This is a genomic window from Paracoccus aerodenitrificans (assembly GCF_027913215.1).
GTDB lineage: Bacteria > Pseudomonadota > Alphaproteobacteria > Rhodobacterales > Rhodobacteraceae > Paracoccus > Paracoccus aerodenitrificans.
The window spans coordinates 3,122,257-3,140,018 of the sequence record NZ_CP115784.1 but is presented as its reverse complement, the minus strand read 5'-3'; the positions used below and the strand labels follow the sequence as shown (position 1 = coordinate 3,140,018).

The following is a 17,762-nucleotide window of genomic DNA, read 5'->3' as shown; positions in this document are numbered from 1 at the left end:
CGACGCAGTGTCGCGCCTATACAGAACGACCCGTGCCCCCTAAGCTTGCCGCAGGATCAACAGGGGGAACCATCATGTCCGATTCCGATATCGTCATCCTGTCCGGCGCACGCACCGCCATTGGCACATTCGGCGGTAGCCTCGCCGCCATTCCGCCGATCGAGCTTGCCGCCACCGTGACGAAAGCCGCGCTCGAACGCGCGGGAACCTCGCCCGATCAGATCGGCACCGTGGTCTTCGGCCATGTCATCAATACCGAGCCGCGCGACATGTATCTCTCCCGCGTCGCCATGCTGGATGCCGGCATTCCCGACACGACCCCGGCGATGAACGTCAACCGGCTGTGCGGATCGGGCGCTCAGGCCATCGTCTCGGCAGTACAGTCGCTGCAACTCGGCGATGCGGATTTCGCTGTTGCAGGTGGAGCCGAGTCAATGTCGCGTTCGCCCTATGCGGTGCAGCAGGCACGGTTCGGCATCAAGATGGGCGATACACAGATGCTGGACATGATGACCGGCGCACTGACCTGCCCGATGGGCACCGGCCATATGGGGATCACGGCGGAAAACGTGGCGGGTGAGCACGATATCACCCGTGAGGATCAGGACGCATTCGCACTGGAATCCCAGAACCGCACCGCCAAAGCCATCGCCGAAGGCTATTTCAGGGAACAGATCGTCCCGGTCGAGGTCAAGACCCGCAAAGGCACGGTGCAGTTCGACACGGATGAGCATCCCAAGGACACCTCAGCCGATAAACTCGCCGGTCTGCGTCCCGCTTTCAAAAAGGACGGATCGGTCACGGCGGGCAACGCCTCGGGGATCAATGACGGCGCAGCGGCGATCGTCCTTGCCCGCGAGGACGCCGCCAAAGCCGCAGGCCTGACTCCGCGTTTCCGGGTTTTGGGCTATGCCGTGGCAGGCGTCCGCCCCGAGGTGATGGGCATCGGTCCGGTCCCCGCCGTGACGAAACTGCTGGAGAAAACCGGGCTGACCGCCGCGGATTTCGACGTGATCGAATCCAATGAGGCCTTCGCCGCACAGGCCCTTGCGGTGAACAAGGAACTCGGCCTTGACCCGGCAAAGGTGAACCCGAATGGCGGCGCCATCGCACTCGGCCACCCGGTCGGCGCCACCGGCGCGATCATCACCGTCAAAGCCATGTATGAACTGGACCGCATCAACGGAAAACGCGCCATCATCACCATGTGCATCGGCGGCGGTCAGGGCATTGCGCTGGCGATTGAGCGGATCTGATAGAAGCCGCCAATCTCTCCGGGCGGGCAAATGCTTGCCTGTCCGGACTGGCAAAGAATTGCAGTGCGGGGCGATGCATCTTGCTCCGCTTTCATGACACTCGGACCGGTCGCGGCTTGCTAACCCTATGCAACCATTCGTCTGCCGGTTAAGCTTGCCGACAATACGCCAAATCGTTCCGGGCCATCGTCTGTTTCCTTCAACCGCCTTTCTGCTGGATGACAAGGGGGCCATTCTGGGGGAAGAGAGTTAAAATGAATTCAACGTTTCTGCTTTCTCTGATCATCATGGCCGCTGTCTTATTCTTTGGGGCAATGTCTTCTAGCTTACGTCAGGAAAAGACGGTCAGCGTTAATATGGATATTGCACAGCCCCAAAATGGTGCTTGGATTCCTTTGAGCATTTTAGCAGGCTTCACAATTATCGCGTACTTTTCCGCTTTACTGTTCGGCCTGATGTTCTGGGAAAGCTGGAAAGCAATTATCCTCGGCCTGATTTTTGCATTTACTGGCGGCGCAATCGGTGGCTGGCTGGCTCACCAGTTTCCGAACAACGAAAAGCTTGTGACTCTCAAGCGCATTTCTCAAGCTGCAGCTATTCTCGGGGCGGTGATTTTATGGGGGCAGGTTTTCACAAAATAGCCCATCATCCTGCTACTGCCGAAGGATAGGGCAATGCCGATATCGGCAATATTCTTACAGTTGCCTTCACCTTCCACCCCACACCGCTTGCAATCCGCTTCGTCGTAGAGCCGATCTTCTCTGCATTGACCCGCCCCGTTCTTCATGCCATCGCTGACCCCCGGTTTTCATCGAGGCCCGCATGAGTGATTTCACCGCCGCCGTCGCCACTGCCGAAAAGGCGCTGCGCGATCTGTTTCCGGCCACGCCGCTGCAACTGAACGAACATCTCTCGGCACGTTACGGCACCGAGATCTGGCTGAAGCGCGAGGATCTGACGCCGGTGCGCAGCTATAAGCTGCGTGGTGCGTTCAATGCCATGCGCAAGGCCATCGCAGCAGGCAGCACCCGGCATTTCGTCTGTGCGAGCGCGGGAAATCATGCTCAGGGCATGGCCTTCGCCTGTCGGCACTTCGGCGCTCGGGGCACGATTTTCATGCCGGTCACGACACCGCAGCAGAAGATCGCCAAGACCCGCATTTTCGGCGGAGACAGCGTCGAAATCGTGCTGACCGGCGATTATTTCGACCAGACGCTTGCGGCGTCCCAGCATTTCGCGGCGGAACATGCGGCCGCCTTCCTGTCGCCCTTCGATTCCGCCGATGTGATCGAGGGTCAGGCGACGGTTGCGCATGAGATCATGGACCAGCTTCCGGGCGCTGCCGATCTGGTCGTGCTGCCGGTGGGCGGGGGCGGGCTGTCGGCGGGGGTGACCGGCTATCTCGGCGCGGAATCTCCCTCGACCGGCTTTGTTTTTGCAGAGCCTATGGGTGGGACCAGCCTGAAAACCTCGCTGGAATCGGGATTTCAGGTGACGCTGGACAAGGTGGACAGCTTCGTCGATGGCGCTGCCGTTGCGCGGATCGGCGATCTGCCCTTTGCCCGGCTGCGCGGCTTCTCGCCCGATCAGGTTCTGACCCCGCCCGAGGACAGGCTCTGCATCACCATGCTGGATATGCTGAATGTCGAAGGCATCGTGCTGGAGCCCGCGGGGGCCTTGTCCATCGACGTGCTACAGGATCTCCACGCGGCAGGCGAACTGGCCGGCAAGCGCGTTGTCTGCATTGTCTCGGGCGGGAATTTCGACTTCGAGCGTCTGCCCGAGGTGAAGGAACGGGCTCAGCGATATGCGGGAATCAAGAAATATTTCATCCTGCGTCTGCCTCAACGCCCCGGAGCCCTGCGCGATTTCCTTGAGATGCTGGGGCCGCATGACGATATCGCCCGGTTCGAATATCTGAAGAAATCCGCCCGCAATTTCGGCTCGGTCCTGATCGGTATCGAGACCACCGACCCGGCCAATCTGACCGCACTGACGAAAAAGCTGGACGCGTCGGGCTTTGCCTGTCGCGATATCACCAATGACGATCTTCTGGCGCAGTTCCTGATCTGAGAGCTGGCGGGCGCTGCGCCTGCGATCCGGGATAATCCGTCCTCAGGCCACCCCGCTATACCGTCCGGGCATGCGTCCGACGAATTCCTTCTTGGTCGCGGCATAGCAATCCAGCACCGCCCCCAGATCGACCTGATCCGATCCGCCTTCGCGAAGCTGCGCCTCTCCCCTCACACAAAGCTCACGGAATTTGCGGAAGCCCAGATTCCCCGCACAACCCTTCAGGAAATGCAGATCGCTCTCAAGCTGATCCGGATCGCTGTGTCGCAACCGCATCACGGTGCTTTCGATCTCATCCAGAAAAAGTTCGACGACGGGCGGAAAATCCGCCTCGCCCAACTCCTCCTGCAGAGTCTGCACCCTGATCCAGTCAATCATCACAATACCCGATTCGCGCCGCAGGTCCCAACATATATCACCGCGCATAATGCTGTGTTAACGCCCTCCAAACCCTTGTGAGGCCCGGCAAAACCGCATAATCCGGTGCGAAATAAGAAAGGATCCGACCATGACCGCGCCGAAGAAAGTCGTCCTCGCCTATTCCGGGGGCCTCGACACCTCGATCATCCTGAAATGGCTGCAGACCGAATATGGCTGCGAGGTGATCACCTTCACCGCCGATCTCGGTCAGGGAGAGGAACTGGAACCCGCGCGGCAAAAGGCCGAACTCCTCGGCATCAGGCCCGAGCACATCCATATCGACGACCTGCGCGAGGAATTCGTCCGCGATTTCGTCTTCCCGATGTTCCGCGCCAATGCCGTCTATGAGGGCCTCTACCTCCTCGGCACCTCCATCGCCCGCCCGCTGATCTCGAAACGGCTGGTGGAAATCGCCCGCCAGCACGGCGCCGATGCCGTCGCCCACGGCGCCACCGGCAAGGGCAACGATCAGGTCCGGTTCGAGCTGTCCTGCTACGCGCTCGACCCCAATATCCGCGTCATCGCCCCCTGGCGCGAATGGAACCTGTCCAGCCGCACCAAGCTGATCGAATTCGCCGAGGAGCACCAGATCCCCATCGCCAAGGACAAGCGCGGCGAGGCCCCGTTCAGCGTGGACGCCAACCTCCTGCACACCAGCAGCGAAGGCAAGGCGCTGGAAGATCCCGCGGTCGAGGCCCCCGATTACGTCTATCAGCGCACCGTCAACCCCGTGGACGCGCCCGATCAGCCCGAACATATCGAGATCACCTTTGAACGCGGCGACGCCGTGGCCATCAACGGCCAGCAGATGTCCCCCGCGACCATCCTGACAGAGCTGAACGATCTCGGCCGCAAACACGGCATCGGCCGTCTCGATTTCGTCGAAAACCGCTTTGTCGGTATGAAGTCCCGCGGCATCTACGAAACCCCCGGCGGCACCATCCTGCTGGAGGCCCATCGCGGCATCGAACAGATCACGCTGGACGCGGGCGCGGGCCATCTGAAGGACAGCCTCATGCCCCGCTATGCCGAGCTGATCTATAACGGCTTCTGGTTCTCGCCCGAGCGCGAGATGCTGCAAGCCGCCATCGACAAATCGCAGGAACACGTCACCGGAACCGTGCGGCTGAAACTCTACAAAGGCAGCGCCCACACCGTCGGCCGCTGGTCCGAGCACTCTCTGTATTCCGAGGCCCATGTCACCTTCGAGGACGACGCCGGCGCCTATGACCAGAAGGACGCGGCAGGGTTCATCCGGCTGAATGCGTTGCGGTTGAAGCTGATTGCGGCGCGGAATGGGCGGGTTTGAGGAGGGAATAGGGCCATAGCGGACCTTCGCGCACCTCACGGCGAACTTCCGATTCCGGCCCTGAGCTATCGTTCTACCTTGGCGCTGCGACCCCTCTCCGCTTGACGCAAGCACCGACATGATCTGGGGCTCCAGTGAAACGGCTTTGCTTGTCCGAATCTCCCCGGCTTGCGACGAGATAAAACTCTTCAGCCGAATCCGTTTAGCCGCGGGAAGGATTTCCGGGCGGTGAGTTGATAGGGCTAGGCTCAGGACTCGTTCTTGATCATAACCAGAAGATGACGGTCGCGGCGAGCAGGATTGCAGAGAAGAAGGTCTCGGGGCAACGGTCGTATCGGGTGGCGACGCGCCTCCAATCCTTGAGTCGGCCGAACATGATTTCGATGCGGTTGCGGCGTTTGTATCGCCGCTTGTCGTATTTGACGGGTTTCTTGCGCGACTTCCGACCCGGGATGCAAACCTTTATCCCCTTGTTTTTCAAGGCATCTCTGAACCAGTCGGCATCATAGCCCCGATCGGCCAGCAGCCAATCCGCCTCCGGCAGGCTGTTCAGAAGTGCCGCTGCCCCGGTGTAATCACTGACTTGTCCGGCGGACATGAAGAACCCTATCGGGCGGCCCTTCGCGTCGGTGACGGCGTGCAGTTTCGTGTTCATGCCGCCTTTCGTTCGCCCGATCTGGCGCCCGCGCCCCCTTTTTTGATCCGCAGGCTCGAGGCCGTGCGGTGCGCTTTCAGATAGGTCGCGTCGATCATGATCGTATTGTGTTCGGCGCTCTCGGCGGCGAGGCCCACCATGATCCGGGCGAAGGTCCCGTTCTCGCTCCAGCGCTTCCAGCGGTTGTAGAGCGTCTTGGCGGGGCCGTAGTCCGTCGGCGCGTCGCACCATCGCAAGCCATTACGATTGATGAATATTATGCCGCTCAGCACACGCCGGTCGTCAACGCGTGGCTTGCCGTGGGATTTCGGGAAATAGGGTTTCAGACGCTCCATCTGCGCGTCAGTCAGCCAGAAAAGGTTGCTCATAAATCAGGTCTCCTTGCAGAGCCTGAATCACGCAAACAGCCCGAAATCAATGGGTCTGGAGCCTAGGAAGTTCGCTTTGGTTTCGCAAGTGAGCTGAGTTACTTCCCTGAGGTCGGGAAGCGACGGAAGCTACGATCTGACGTTTGCTGGTCTCCAAGGATGAGGAGATCAGGGGGCGGAAAAGCATGCCACCATAGCGCGGGCTTCCGCCCACCGCCCACCGCCCAGAAGTCCGCCTGAGCCCCGCCCGGCAGGCCACCCAAAACACCACGCCCCGTCCAAAATTCGTATGTACGCGATATGTACAGCCTGTGTACGCACGGTGTACGCCCTGTGCACCCCAAAATCCCGGCATTTGCAGGCCCAATCTCGCCTAACCCTGCCGCCGCGCAACACCCTGCGCACGCACCCCGTTGCGCTTCGCCGCCGCTGCGGCCAGACTGCGCTTCATGAGTGACCCAACCCGCCCCGCCCGCATCGCCATCCTCACCGTCTCGGACCGCGCCGCGTCGGGCGAATATGAAGACAAGGGCGGCCCCGGCGCTGAGGCATGGATACGAGAAGTCATTGTTTCTCCTGTAGAAATCACCCGCGCCATCGTCCCCGACGGGCGCGAAAGCACCGCCGCAAAACTGCGCGAACTGGCCGAATTCGCCGACCTGATCCTCGTCACCGGCGGCACCGGCCCCGCCCCCCGCGACCTGACGCCAGAGGCCGTTTCCGACGTCGCAGAACGCGAATATCCCGGTTTCGGCGAAGAAATGCGCCGCGCCTCGCTGCGCGAGGTCCCGACCGCAATCCTCTCGCGCCAGACCGCCGTAAGCATCAGGAAAACCTTGATAATTACGATCCCCGGCAAGCCCTCAGCCATCGCCACATGCCTGAACGCGGTCTTCGCAGCAGTGCCCTATTGCCTCGACCTTCTCGGCGCGGCCTATATCGAAACCGACCCCACGAAAATCGAGGCATTCCGGCCAAAACCAAAGTGAACCAGCCGGTTAGCGATACAGTAAAACCGGAATCCTGACCGCTTGAATCATCGCGGTCGTTGTCAAGCCGATGATCAGGTTGCGGATGCGGCTGTGACCATGCGCACCCATGACCAGAAGGTCGTATCCCTCAGTCGAGACCAGCTGTGCAAGCCGATGTTCCGGTTCTCCGGACTCGATCCTGACGCTTGCCTGCAAGCCGTTCTGGCGCAGGAAACCAGCCGCTTCCGTAAGCTGCGCCTGCATATCGGGACGGTCCTCGCCGATGAAGATCAATTGCAGGTCGAGTCCGTGGAATACCGGGCTTTGCGCAACTCGCTCAATCGCCGCCTTTGCGCTTGCACTTGCGTCATAAGCAAGCAGAACCCGGGAAATCGGCCTGAACTCACGAGAGGCCACGAAGATCGGCATGGCGGAGCTGCGCACCACCCGTTCGAGATTCGAGCCAAGATGACCCGTCGCGAAATCGGCACCCTCGCCGCGTTTCCCGATTACAACCGCCCGTGAACCGGCCTCGGCCTCGCGCAATGCGTCCAGCAGATCGCCACGGCGCAGCCTTGTGGTCACCTGTGTCACTCCGGCCGCTTCCAGAATCGCCTTCGCATCATCCAGAATCGCATATCCGCGAGCCTGCGCAATTTTCGCCCTCTGCGCGTCCAGAGCGGAAAGTTCTTCCAGCAGCGCCGATCTCGCCCCCAGGCGCAATGTGCCGGATAAATCGGCCGATGCAGCGCCCTCACGGCGACCGAGCACATGCAGCGCATCGACCGCAGCGCCGAGTCTTCCCGCAATCCAGGCGGCATGATGGCAAACGCTCTCGGAATAGGCCGAGCCGTCCAACAATGCGAGAATCCTGTCCATCTGCTTTTCCTTCAATGATCAAGTGCCGCGATGGCACCCGGATTGTCCTGAACGGACAGCCTGTCCACCAGCGTCTTCGAGGCCGCGTTCATGCCCACGACATCGACCTCGGCACCCTCGCGCCGGAATTTCAGCACTACCATATCCAGCGCCTGCACGGCGCTTATATCCCAGATATGGGCAAGGCTGACATCGATAACGACCCGGTCCAGCACCTCCTGAAAATCGAAACCATTGGCAAAATCCTCGGTCGAGCCATAGAAAAGCTGGCCTTCGACGACATAGCTGCGCACCCGCCCATCACTTGAAAGCGAAGAGGAGATACGGAAAAGCTGCGCGATCTTGGCGGCGAAGAAAATGCCCGACAGAAGCACGCCTGCCAGCACCCCGAAGGCAAGATTATGTGTGTAGACGACCGTCGCGACGGTTGCCAGCATCACGATCGAGGATGAACGCGGATGCACCCGCAGCGCCCGGATCGAGGACCATGAGAATGTGCCGATGGACACCATGATCATGATCGCAACCAGAGCAGGCATCGGAATCCGGCCAACCAGATCGCCAAGCCCGACGACAAGGATCAGCAGAAGCACTCCGGCGGTAAAGGCGGATAAGCGTCCCCGCCCTCCGGATTTCACATTGATGATCGACTGCCCGATCATCGCGCAGCCCGCCATGCCGCCGATAAAGCCGGTGGCGGTATTTGCGATGCCCTGCCCGATACATTCCTGATCGCGGCTGGATGTCGTGTCAGTCAGGTCATCGACGATATTCTGTGTCATCAGGCTCTCCAGCAGACCGACCACCGCGATGGCCGCCGAGTAAGGGAGAATGATGAAGAACGTCTCAAGACTGAACGGCACTTGCGGGATCAGGAAGACGGGCAATGTGTCGGGCAACTCTCCCATGTCGCCAACCGTGCGGACATCCCAGCCAGTCGCCAGCACCAGCAGCGTCAGCACGATAATCGTTACCAGAGGCGACGGCACGGCCCGGGTCAGCAGAGGAAACAGATAGATGATCGCCAGCCCCGCCGCGACAAGCGCATAGGTCAGCCAACCCACTCCGGGCGTGGCGGGGTTGAGTTCAGGCAGTTGCGCCATGAAAATAAGGATCGCCAGCGCGTTCACGAAACCGGTCATGACCGATTTCGAGACATAACGCATAAACCTCCCCAGCTTCAACAGCCCCGCGCAGATCTGCAAAATGCCCGCCAGCACGGTTGCCGCAAACAGATATTCCAGCCCGTAATCGCGGACCAATGTCACCATTAGCACCGCGGTCGCAGCCGTCGCGGCAGAGATCATGCCCGGACGTCCTCCGGCAAATGCGATCAACACGGCAATGGAGAACGAGGCATATAACCCGATTTTCGGATCAACGCCCGCAATGATCGAGAAAGCGATAGCTTCCGGGATCAGCGCAAGCGCGACAACGGTGCCGGCAAGAATATCTGCGCGAATATTGCCGAACCACTGGTTGCGGTAGTCAGAGAGTGAAATCATAAGCTCATACCCTTTGTCGGAGCTCTGGCCAAAAGGAGATCCGGCAGAATGATCTGGGTTTTCTGTCAGGTTGTCCGGCGGATAAGCGGCCGGAAGAGCCACCCGGAATCTCACCGGGTCCTTGCGGATTTGCCGCAGATAAACGGGAATTTTCAGCGGATCACAAGCCGGAACAACCATGAATTTCGCGCTGTGTGATCCGGCGCGGGACGACGGCAACTAGCCATAAAAAGGCAATAAGTCCGTTAAGTCTTTGTCAACACATCGTATTTAATGTTGCGTTGTGAAACATCCTGGCTCAGAATTGGTCTGACCACTTTGGCTGAAGCGAAAATGAACCCTTTTTCAGATCTTGACGATGCAACGTCGGTGTACAGCTTTCCGGGCAAAGGGCGGCATGTTCTCGACGCGCTGACCGGCTATATCAAACGGCATAATCTCAGGCCCGGCGACCGCCTGCCCACCGAGCGGGAGTTCTCGATGGTGCTGAAAATCGCCCGCTCCAGCATACGTGAGGCGTTCAGCCAGCTTTCCGCGCTTGGAATCATCGAATCAAGGGCCGGGTCCGGAACCTATCTGCTCCGGCATGTCTCGCCCGATACGATTTACATGCCGCTCAGCCTGTCGGTCGACAATCTGGCCGAAATGCTTCTGATGACGCTGGAAGTCCGCCGGGGAATCGAAATCGAGGCCTCGATGGCCGCAGCACGACGCCGGACGCAGAGCGATATCACGCGGATGCGTGCCGCTCTGGAGGCGATAGAGCGGACGCATCACAGCGAAGAGGGCAGCGGCCCGGCGGATTTCGCCTTCCACATGGCAATCTATGATGCCGCGCATAATCCTCTTTTCAGGCAGCTTCTGGAACAGATGCGCGACCGCTTCGGCCGGTTCTGGGAACGCCCTTTCGGGCGGCATGATTTCGCATCCCGCTCATTCCCGTTTCACCGCACCCTGTTCGACGCAATCGTCGCCGGAGATGCGGAAGCAGCCGCAGCCGAAACGCGGAAAATCCTCGACGTGGTCGAAGAAGATATCAGGGATATGGGCCCATGACGCAAAGCTACGATGACGCGCGTCTGATCACGGCACATGATGAGGAAAGCATTCTCTCCGCCGTTGTCCCGCCCATCGTGCAGACCTCGCTGTTCACTTTTGACAGTTTCGACGAAATGTTGGCCACCTATCGCGGAGAGATCAGGCGACCGGTCTATAGCCGCGGCCTGAACCCCACCGTCCGGCAATTTGAGGAAAAGATTGCGCGTCTGGAAAAGACCGATGACGCGATTGCCTTCGCCTCGGGCATGGCGGCGATTTCGGCGGCGGTGCTGGGGAATGTTTCGACCGGGGACCGGGTGCTTGCAATCCGGAACGTCTATCCGGATGCGTTCCGCCTGTTCGGTACGCATCTGGCACGTATGGGAATACAGGTGGATTATGTCGACGGCACCGATCCCGATGCGGTCGCCCATGCGCTTCCCGGCGCGAAACTGCTGTATCTGGAAAGCGCGACAAGCTGGATGATCGAGCCGCTTGACATTGCGCGGCTCAGCGATGCGGCGCGGCATCACGGCGCGATGACCGTCGTGGATAATAGCTGGCCGACTCCGGTCTTTCAGAACCCGATCACGCTTGGGGCCGATCTGGTTCTGCATTCCGCCTCGAAATATATCGGCGGCCACAGCGATGTGGTAGCGGGCGTCGTTGCCGGGCCAGAGGCGCGGATTGCGCATTTGCGGGACGAAATCTATCCATATCTCGGCGGACGCATTGCACCGATGGATGCCTGGCTGCTGCTGCGCGGCCTGCGTACGCTGCCTTTGCGCATGGCGGCGCATCAGGAAAGCGCGTTGGAAATCGCGCGGCGATTGCAGGATCTGGATTGCGTCGCCAAGGTCATGCATCCCGGACTTGCACCCTTGCCGCCGGGTCTGCGCGGCACCACGGGACTTTTCTCTGTCGAGTTTCACGACAGGATCGATATTCGCAGCTTCTGTGACGCCTTGAAGCTGTTCAGGCTGGGCGTGAGTTGGGGCGGCCATGAAAGCCTTATCGTACCGGGAGAGGTCATGCTGAGCCAGCAGGCTAGGCCGAATGCCGCCAGAGAATTCGGCATCTCGGCACATTCGGTACGGCTGCATGTCGGGCTTGAGGGAACGGAGGCTCTCTGGACCGATCTGAAAGCGGCGATCAGCGCCGCCGATAAAAGCGCCCGGTGACGGGCAGCAGGCAGAACTGCAAATCAAGGGAGAAGGACATGAAAAAACAGATCAGCGCGGGTATTTTGGCCCTGATCGCGGCGACGGGTACGGCGCACGCCGAAACCACGCTTCGGATGGTCGAGGTGATCACCAGCCCGGCACGGACCGAAACGCTGAAAGAAATCGTCGCAGGATTCGAAGCCGCCAATCCCGGCACCACGGTCGAGATCATTTCCCTGCCCTGGGGCGAGGCGTTTCAGAAATTCGCCACGATGGTCTCTGCCGGAGACGTGCCCGACGTGGTGGAAATGCCCGATACCTGGCTGTCGCTCTATGCAAATAACGGCCTGCTGGAAAGCTTGGAGCTCTATCTTGCGGAATGGGAATATACGCCGGATCTGACCGCTCGCGCCTTAGAACTTGGCCGCACCATCGACGACACCGCCTATATGCTGCCCTACGGCTTCTATCTGCGGGCCTTGTTCTACAATAAGGAATTGCTTGCCGAAGCCGGTGCAAAGCCCCCAGCCACACTGCAGGAATTTCGCGCCGCCTCCGAAGCCGTCTCGGCCCTGCCGGGAAAGTCGGGTTACTGCATGCGCGGCGGCCCGGGCGGGCTGAATGGCTGGATGATGGCCGCCGCGACGATGGCAGGCGATAACAGCTACTTCACCGAAGACGGCGTTTCGACAATGGACAGCGAAGGCTGGACCAAAGGGATCGAGTGGTATGTGAATCTCTATAAGGATGGGCTGGCACCGAAGGACAGCGTGAATTGGGGATTCAATGAAATCGTAGCCGGGTTCTATTCCGGCACCTGCGCTTTTCTGGATCAGGACCCTGACGCACTGATCGCCATTGCCGAGCGTATGTCCGAAGATCAGTTCGGTGTCGTTCCCATGCCCAAGGGACCGGATGGGAAGGCCTTTCCGACAATCGGCTTTGCAGGCTGGTCGATGATGGCGGCCTCTGAACACAAGGATCTGTCGTGGAAGCTGATCGCGGCGCTTGAGGGCCCCGAGGGGAATATCGCTTGGAACAAGACCATCGGTGCTCTGCCGGTCCTGAAATCCGCCGAACAGGATGAGTTCTACGCCAGCCCGGCCTTCAAGGGCTGGTTCGACGGGCTGTCCGATGAGAATATCGTGCCGACCGTCATGCCGAGCCATCTTGAGGAGTTCGCCTTCTTCAAGGACTCGATGGCGATTTCCACGGGGCAGCAGGCACTGCTTGGTGAGATCACACCGCAAGAGCTGGCAACGCAATGGGCAGAGTATCTGACCAAAGCGCAACAAAAGGCGATGTCGGAATAAGCCTCTACCCGTCGGAACGCAGCCGGGCGTATCGCGCCCGGCCAGCAACGGAAAATCTGATGACCGCAATATCTTCATATCGTACGCACCGGCCCCCATTCCGGCAGCGTATCGCTTCGACGCTTGAACCGTGGTTCTATTGCGCTCCGGTCCTGTTTCTGATCGTCGCGGTGATGCTTGTGCCGCTGATCCTGGGAATATCCTATGCGTTCCGGGATATAAGGTTGCTCGATCCGTTTTCCGGCGGGTTTGTGGGGTTAGAACATTTCCGCTCTCTCGGTCAGGACGCCGCCTTTCTGCGCTCGCTGAAGAACACGCTCTGGTGGACGGGCGCGACGGTGTTTTTTCAGCTGATTTTCGGCTTGACGCTCGCCCTGTTGCTGAACACGCCCTTCCGGGGCCGCGGGATCGCGCAGGCGCTTGTCTTCCTGCCCTGGGCCGTGCCGACCTTTCTGGCCGGCCTCAACTGGGCATGGCTGTTCAACCCGGTGATCGGGCCGATTCCGCACTGGCTTGCCGGATTGGGTCTGATGGAGGAGCCATCAAATATCCTTGCCGATCCGTCAATCGCCATGTGGGGACCGATCATCGCCGCGATATGGTGGGGCATCCCGTTTTTCGCCATTACGCTTCTGGCCGCGCTGCAGGCCATCCCGAAAGATCTGTATGAGGCAGCGGCAATCGACGGTGCCAGCCCGGTACAAAGCTTCTGGTCGATTACATTGCCCTATCTGGCGCCGGTGATTGCCATAACCGTGCTGCTCCGTACCGTCTGGGTGGCGAATTTCGCGGATCTGATCATCGTGATGACCAATGGGGGGCCGGCGGACAGGACCCAGACCGTGGCCAGCTATATCTTCACGCAAGCCTTCACGCGGCTGGATTTCGGCTATGCCTCGGCGGTGGCGCTTGTCCTGCTGGCGCTGCTTCTGGCCTATTCGCTGGTCATCCTGATCCTGCGCCAGAAACTGTCAGATCGGGCGGTGTGACATGACCGGAGCAAAATTCCTCCGTATCGCCGCGCATCGCATCGCGATACTGTGCTTCATCGCATTTTCACTGTTCCCGCTTTTCTGGCTGCTGAAAGTTTCGGTCACGCCGAATGAGCTGCTTTTTTCCGAGGGAATACGCCTCTGGCCCTCGCGCATCACCCTGGATCATTTCCGCTTCGTACTTGCCCACAGCGAATTTCCCAGGTTTTTCACGAACAGTCTGATCGTATCGGGGCTGACGGCAATTATGGCGACGATCCTTGCGGCGCTGATGGGATATGCGCTGTCGCGGTTCCGGTTTCGCGGCAGATTGTGGCTGGCCGGGGCGCTGCTGATCACACAGATGTTTCCCATTGTCATGCTGGTTGCGCCGATCTTCAAGCTGCTCTCGCCGCTTGGGCTGACCAACAGCCTGACCGGGCTTGTAATCGTCTATACTGCCTTCAACGTGCCGTTTGCCTCGTTCCTGATGCAGGGATTCTTCGACGGTATTCCGAACGATCTCGAACAGGCGGCGATGATCGACGGCGCAAGCCGGTTCACCGCGTTTAGGCAGATCATTCTTCCTCTGGCCCTGCCCGGCATCGCGGCGACTTTGGGTTTCATCTTCACCGCTGCCTGGTCGGAGATGCTCTTTGCACTGATGCTGATTTCCGGCAATGAAAACGCGACATTCCCCGTCGGGCTTCTGGGCTTCGTGTCGAAATTCTCGGTCGATTACGGCCAGATGATGGCTGCGGGCGTGCTGGCTCTGATACCGGCCTGCCTCTTTTTCCTGCTGATCCAACGCTATCTGGTGCAGGGCATGACTGCTGGCGCAGTGAAGGGATAAGATCATGGCGACAATGGAAATCCGTTCCGCAACCAAGAATTACGGCGCCGTCCGCGTGCTTGAGGATATCAATCTTCAGATTGCCGATGGAGAGTTCATCGTCCTGGTCGGTCCCTCTGGCTGCGGCAAGTCCACATTGCTGCGCATGATCGCCGGGCTGGAAGAGATTACCGGCGGAGAGTTGTTCATCGATGGCAGGCTGATGAATCTTCTGCCGCCGAAGGCCCGCGATATCGCGATGGTTTTTCAAAGCTATGCGCTGTATCCGCATATGACGGTTGCAGATAATATGAGCTATTCGCTGAGGCTGCGGCGCACAGGAAAGCCGACAATCCAGCAAAAGCTGCGCGATGCCTCGGCCAAGCTGGGTCTGGATACGCTGCTGGACCGCAAGCCGAAGGCGCTTTCCGGCGGTCAACGGCAGCGTGTAGCGATGGGCCGTGCGATTGTCCGTCAGCCCAAGGCGTTCCTGTTTGATGAGCCTCTGTCCAATCTCGATGCGCGTTTGCGCGAACATATGCGGGCAGAGATCCGCAAATTGCATCGTGAACTCGGCGCAACCTCGATCTATGTCACCCATGATCAGGTCGAGGCGATGACCCTTGCCGACCGTATCGTCGCCATGCATGGCGGGCAGATCCAGCAGGTCGGCACACCGCTTGAGCTTTATGATCGCCCGGCAAACCTGTTCGTCGCCGGGTTCATCGGGTCTCCGGGCATGAACCTGATGCGCGGACGGATCGAGGGCGGGACGTTCCGGCTGAGTGATGGGGGTGCGGTATCCTTGCCGGGCAATATAAAGGCTGCGGATGGGGATGCGACGCTGGGTATCCGCCCCGAACATGTCGCCGTTGCCAATGGAGAAGGCGATTTCAGGGCTTCGGTCGAGTTGGTGGAACCCACGGGCCACGGTATCATCCTGCATCTTTCGCTGGCAGGTATGGCGTTCAAGGTGCTGACCAATGACCGGAGATGGCTGGATCCCGGGCCGGATCTTCGCATATCCCTGCCTGCCGAGCTTCTGCATCTTTTCGATGCGGAAGGCGTCAGGATCTGAGCAGCGCATTGTCAGGCGCTCCGACAGGGCCGCACACCGTCTTTTGCGGCTGAAATATCGGCTTTGCCGTCACTGACACAGCGTGTCAGCGCTTTGACGTTACGTGCAAACCACCCTCTGCCAGCTTCAATAATCCCAAGCCTGAAGCTAAGCTTCATGCGACCAGAGCTGAATTTGTTTCACAAGCCGTCAGGACAGGTTTCTTCGGAAACCGGAGGAGCCCGGCTAAAAGCAATTTCAGCAGAAGAAGCGCTGACGGGTCGCGCCTGAGGAGGAGGAAAACATGTCCGGAACGATGATGTATGACGAGTTGACAATCAACTCGCTGATCGACCATGCGGCACGGTTTCACGGCAAGACGGAAATTGTCTCGGTCGAAACGACCGGCGGGGTGGATCGCAGCGAGTGGGCATCAATTGGCGGTAATGCACGCAGGCTGGGGGCGGCGCTTGATGGTTTGGGAGTCGCGGCGGATGCGCGGGTCGGCACGATCGCCTGGAATAATCGCCGCCATCTTGAGATCTATTTCGGGGCAGCCGGATCGGGCCGCGTGACCCATACCATCAACCCGCGCCTGACTCCTGAGCAGCTTGCCTATATCGTGAACCATGCGGCTGACGAAGTGCTGATGTTCGATGCGACCTTCCTGCCGCTGATCGGTGCCTTGCGGACGCATCTGGACTCGGTCAGGCATCTGGTGCTGATGGGACCGCGCGACAGTGACGCCGCATCGCATATTCCCGGCCTGCTGTTCTATGACGAATTGCTGGCCGAGGCCGATCCCGGCTGGCAATGGCCGCATATCGACGAAAACCGTCCGGCGGCGATGTGCTATACCTCGGGGACGACAGGCAATCCGAAAGGGGTGCAGTACACGCATCGCTCGATTGTGCTGCACTCGATTGCCGGGAACCAGCCTGACGGGTTGGGGGTCTCGGCCCGCGATACGGTGATGCCTGTAGTGCCGATGTTCCATGTGAACGCATGGGGCGTGCCGTATATCGCCGCGCAGGCAGGGGCGCGGCTTGTTCTGCCCGGCCCCAATCTGGACGGCGAAAGCCTGGCCCTGTTGATCGATGCCGAGCGTGTGACCATCAGCCTGGGCGTGCCGACCATCTGGATGGGGCTTCTGGCCGGGTTGAAGAAGACGGGCGCGACGGCTGAATCGATGACCCGCACGGTCGTCGGCGGTGCGGCGCTTCCGCCAAGCATGATCCCGGCATTCCGCGATGGCTATGGGGTCGAACTCATCCACGCCTGGGGCATGACCGAAACCAGCCCTCTGGGGACGCTGAACCATCTTTTGCAGAAGCATGAGGCGCTTTCCCCCGAGGAGCGGGCAGAGATCAGGCTGGGTCAGGGTCGCCCGCCCTGGGGCGTGGATCTGCGCATCGTCGATGAGGACGGCGCGGTGCTGCCTCATGACGGCGAGACTCAGGGGCATTTGCAGATCCGGGGGCACTGGATCGTCGAGAGCTATTTCAACCGCGATGAGACCGCGCTGACCGATGATGGCTGGTTCGAGACAGGCGATATCGCCACTATCGACCCGGATGGCTATATGGTCATCCGCGACCGCGCCAAGGATATCATCAAATCGGGTGGCGAGTGGATATCGACTGTCGAGCTGGAGAATATCGCCATCGCCCATCCGGGCATTACCAACGCCGCCGCTATCGGCGCCCGGCATCAGAAATGGGGTGAGCGCCCGGTTCTGCTTGCAGTCGCCGAAAAGGAAGCCCCGCCGGATGAGGCCGATATCCGTGAGTTCTACAAGGGCAAGGTTGCAAGCTGGCAGGTGCCGGACAGGATAATCTTCGTGGATGAGCTGCCAATTGGGGCGACGGGGAAGGTCCTGAAGGCGAAGCTGCGCGAAGCCTATGGCGATGTGCTGATCTGAAGCAGCGCGGAAAATGGAAGGCCCGCCGGGT

The 17,762-nt window shown here is 59.9% G+C and carries 16 protein-coding genes and 1 other annotated feature; of the genes, 12 read left to right on the top strand and 4 right to left on the bottom strand.

Going from position 1 to position 17,762, the window contains the following annotated elements:
• Nucleotides 1-74: 74 nt before the first annotated feature.
• From PAE61_RS16655 to ilvA, 3 genes are all read left to right on the top strand, one after another.
• Nucleotides 75-1,256 (top strand): acetyl-CoA C-acyltransferase family protein, encoded by a 1,182-nt coding sequence (locus PAE61_RS16655; protein WP_271113456.1) that lies wholly within the window; start codon nucleotides 75-77, stop codon nucleotides 1,254-1,256.
• 254 nt (nucleotides 1,257-1,510) lie between these two features.
• Nucleotides 1,511-1,897 carry a hypothetical protein gene (locus PAE61_RS16650; protein WP_271113455.1) on the top strand — a complete coding sequence of 129 codons (387 nt, stop codon included), beginning with the start codon at nucleotides 1,511-1,513 and terminating at the stop codon, nucleotides 1,895-1,897.
• A 181-nt stretch (nucleotides 1,898-2,078) separates the two neighbouring features.
• A complete protein-coding gene (gene ilvA / locus PAE61_RS16645; RefSeq protein ID WP_271113454.1) occupies nucleotides 2,079-3,329 on the top strand; it encodes a threonine ammonia-lyase IlvA in 1,251 nt (416 codons plus the stop codon).
• A 42-nt stretch (nucleotides 3,330-3,371) separates the two neighbouring features.
• Here the strand turns inward: ilvA and PAE61_RS16640 are convergent, their stop codons facing one another.
• On the bottom strand, nucleotides 3,372-3,707 hold the full coding sequence (locus PAE61_RS16640) for an Hpt domain-containing protein (protein ID WP_271113453.1): 336 nt from the start codon (nucleotides 3,705-3,707) through the stop codon (nucleotides 3,372-3,374).
• A 130-nt stretch (nucleotides 3,708-3,837) separates the two neighbouring features.
• Here PAE61_RS16640 and PAE61_RS16635 point away from each other — a divergent pair, with 130 nt between their 5' ends.
• The gene (locus PAE61_RS16635; RefSeq protein WP_271113452.1) at nucleotides 3,838-5,058 is read left to right on the top strand and encodes an argininosuccinate synthase; all 1,221 of its coding nucleotides are present in this window, start codon (nucleotides 3,838-3,840) and stop codon (nucleotides 5,056-5,058) included.
• Nucleotides 5,059-5,323: 265 nt separating this feature from the next.
• Here PAE61_RS16635 and PAE61_RS16630 read toward each other — a convergent pair.
• Nucleotides 5,324-6,081 (bottom strand): IS5 family transposase gene (locus tag PAE61_RS16630; RefSeq protein WP_271112270.1). Its coding sequence is split into 2 segments (ribosomal slippage): nucleotides 5,324-5,745 and nucleotides 5,745-6,081, totalling 759 coding nucleotides; the frame shifts between segments, so codons are not numbered across the junction.
• A gap of 449 nt (nucleotides 6,082-6,530) precedes the next feature.
• On the opposite strand from PAE61_RS16630, the gene mog reads away from it, so the two are divergent.
• On the top strand, nucleotides 6,531-7,070 hold the full coding sequence (gene mog / locus PAE61_RS16625; protein WP_271113451.1) for a molybdopterin adenylyltransferase: 540 nt from the start codon (nucleotides 6,531-6,533) through the stop codon (nucleotides 7,068-7,070).
• A gap of 9 nt (nucleotides 7,071-7,079) precedes the next feature.
• Here mog and PAE61_RS16620 read toward each other — a convergent pair whose 3' ends face one another.
• Nucleotides 7,080-7,931, bottom strand: coding sequence for a universal stress protein (locus PAE61_RS16620; RefSeq protein ID WP_271113450.1), 852 nt, complete (start codon nucleotides 7,929-7,931; stop codon nucleotides 7,080-7,082).
• A gap of 11 nt (nucleotides 7,932-7,942) precedes the next feature.
• Entirely contained in the window at nucleotides 7,943-9,436 is a 1,494-nt protein-coding gene (locus PAE61_RS16615) for a SulP family inorganic anion transporter (protein WP_271113449.1), read from the bottom strand.
• 68 nt (nucleotides 9,437-9,504) lie between these two features.
• Nucleotides 9,505-9,560 (bottom strand) — a sequence feature (sul1 is cis-regulatory element that is thought to sense ions involved in sulfur or methionine metabolism; They are found in Alphaproteobacteria).
• Between the two features lie 209 nt (nucleotides 9,561-9,769).
• Here PAE61_RS16615 and PAE61_RS16610 point away from each other — a divergent pair.
• From PAE61_RS16610 to PAE61_RS16580, 7 genes are all read left to right on the top strand, one after another.
• Nucleotides 9,770-10,492: a FadR/GntR family transcriptional regulator gene (locus PAE61_RS16610; protein ID WP_271113448.1), complete on the top strand. Its 723-nt coding sequence runs from the start codon at nucleotides 9,770-9,772 to the stop codon at nucleotides 10,490-10,492.
• Nucleotides 10,489-11,655, top strand: a complete 1,167-nt coding sequence (locus PAE61_RS16605) for a PLP-dependent transferase (RefSeq protein ID WP_271113447.1) — start codon at nucleotides 10,489-10,491, stop codon at nucleotides 11,653-11,655. Before PAE61_RS16610 ends, PAE61_RS16605 begins: the two co-directional genes overlap by 4 nt.
• A 38-nt stretch (nucleotides 11,656-11,693) precedes the next feature.
• Nucleotides 11,694-12,950, top strand: coding sequence for an ABC transporter substrate-binding protein (locus tag PAE61_RS16600; protein WP_271113446.1), 1,257 nt, complete (start codon nucleotides 11,694-11,696; stop codon nucleotides 12,948-12,950).
• Nucleotides 12,951-13,009: 59 nt separating this feature from the next.
• On the top strand, nucleotides 13,010-13,939 hold the full coding sequence (locus tag PAE61_RS16595; RefSeq protein WP_271113445.1) for a carbohydrate ABC transporter permease: 930 nt from the start codon (nucleotides 13,010-13,012) through the stop codon (nucleotides 13,937-13,939).
• A 1-nt stretch (nucleotide 13,940) separates the two neighbouring features.
• Entirely contained in the window at nucleotides 13,941-14,774 is an 834-nt protein-coding gene (locus PAE61_RS16590) for a carbohydrate ABC transporter permease (protein ID WP_271113444.1), read from the top strand.
• 4 nt (nucleotides 14,775-14,778) lie between these two features.
• The gene (locus PAE61_RS16585; RefSeq protein WP_271113443.1) at nucleotides 14,779-15,831 is read left to right on the top strand and encodes an ABC transporter ATP-binding protein; all 1,053 of its coding nucleotides are present in this window, start codon (nucleotides 14,779-14,781) and stop codon (nucleotides 15,829-15,831) included.
• Nucleotides 15,832-16,114: 283 nt separating this feature from the next.
• Nucleotides 16,115-17,731 (top strand): long-chain fatty acid--CoA ligase, encoded by a 1,617-nt coding sequence (locus tag PAE61_RS16580; RefSeq protein WP_271113442.1) that lies wholly within the window; start codon nucleotides 16,115-16,117, stop codon nucleotides 17,729-17,731.
• Nucleotides 17,732-17,762 lie beyond the last annotated feature (31 nt).

What these genes read in the sequence shown, in the direction of transcription:
- PAE61_RS16655 (WP_271113456.1), top strand. Translation starts at nt 75, where the DNA reads ATGTCCGATTCCGATATCGTCATCCTGTCCGGCGCACGCACCGCCATT.
- PAE61_RS16650 (WP_271113455.1), top strand. Translation starts at nt 1,511, where the DNA reads ATGAATTCAACGTTTCTGCTTTCTCTGATCATCATGGCCGCTGTCTTA.
- ilvA (WP_271113454.1), top strand. Translation starts at nt 2,079, where the DNA reads ATGAGTGATTTCACCGCCGCCGTCGCCACTGCCGAAAAGGCGCTGCGC.
- PAE61_RS16640 (WP_271113453.1), bottom strand. Translation starts at nt 3,707, where the DNA reads ATGATTGACTGGATCAGGGTGCAGACTCTGCAGGAGGAGTTGGGCGAG.
- PAE61_RS16635 (WP_271113452.1), top strand. Translation starts at nt 3,838, where the DNA reads ATGACCGCGCCGAAGAAAGTCGTCCTCGCCTATTCCGGGGGCCTCGAC.
- mog (WP_271113451.1), top strand. Translation starts at nt 6,531, where the DNA reads ATGAGTGACCCAACCCGCCCCGCCCGCATCGCCATCCTCACCGTCTCG.
- PAE61_RS16620 (WP_271113450.1), bottom strand. Translation starts at nt 7,931, where the DNA reads ATGGACAGGATTCTCGCATTGTTGGACGGCTCGGCCTATTCCGAGAGC.
- PAE61_RS16615 (WP_271113449.1), bottom strand. Translation starts at nt 9,436, where the DNA reads ATGATTTCACTCTCTGACTACCGCAACCAGTGGTTCGGCAATATTCGC.
- PAE61_RS16610 (WP_271113448.1), top strand. Translation starts at nt 9,770, where the DNA reads ATGAACCCTTTTTCAGATCTTGACGATGCAACGTCGGTGTACAGCTTT.
- PAE61_RS16605 (WP_271113447.1), top strand. Translation starts at nt 10,489, where the DNA reads ATGACGCAAAGCTACGATGACGCGCGTCTGATCACGGCACATGATGAG.
- PAE61_RS16600 (WP_271113446.1), top strand. Translation starts at nt 11,694, where the DNA reads ATGAAAAAACAGATCAGCGCGGGTATTTTGGCCCTGATCGCGGCGACG.
- PAE61_RS16595 (WP_271113445.1), top strand. Translation starts at nt 13,010, where the DNA reads ATGACCGCAATATCTTCATATCGTACGCACCGGCCCCCATTCCGGCAG.
- PAE61_RS16590 (WP_271113444.1), top strand. Translation starts at nt 13,941, where the DNA reads ATGACCGGAGCAAAATTCCTCCGTATCGCCGCGCATCGCATCGCGATA.
- PAE61_RS16585 (WP_271113443.1), top strand. Translation starts at nt 14,779, where the DNA reads ATGGCGACAATGGAAATCCGTTCCGCAACCAAGAATTACGGCGCCGTC.
- PAE61_RS16580 (WP_271113442.1), top strand. Translation starts at nt 16,115, where the DNA reads ATGTCCGGAACGATGATGTATGACGAGTTGACAATCAACTCGCTGATC.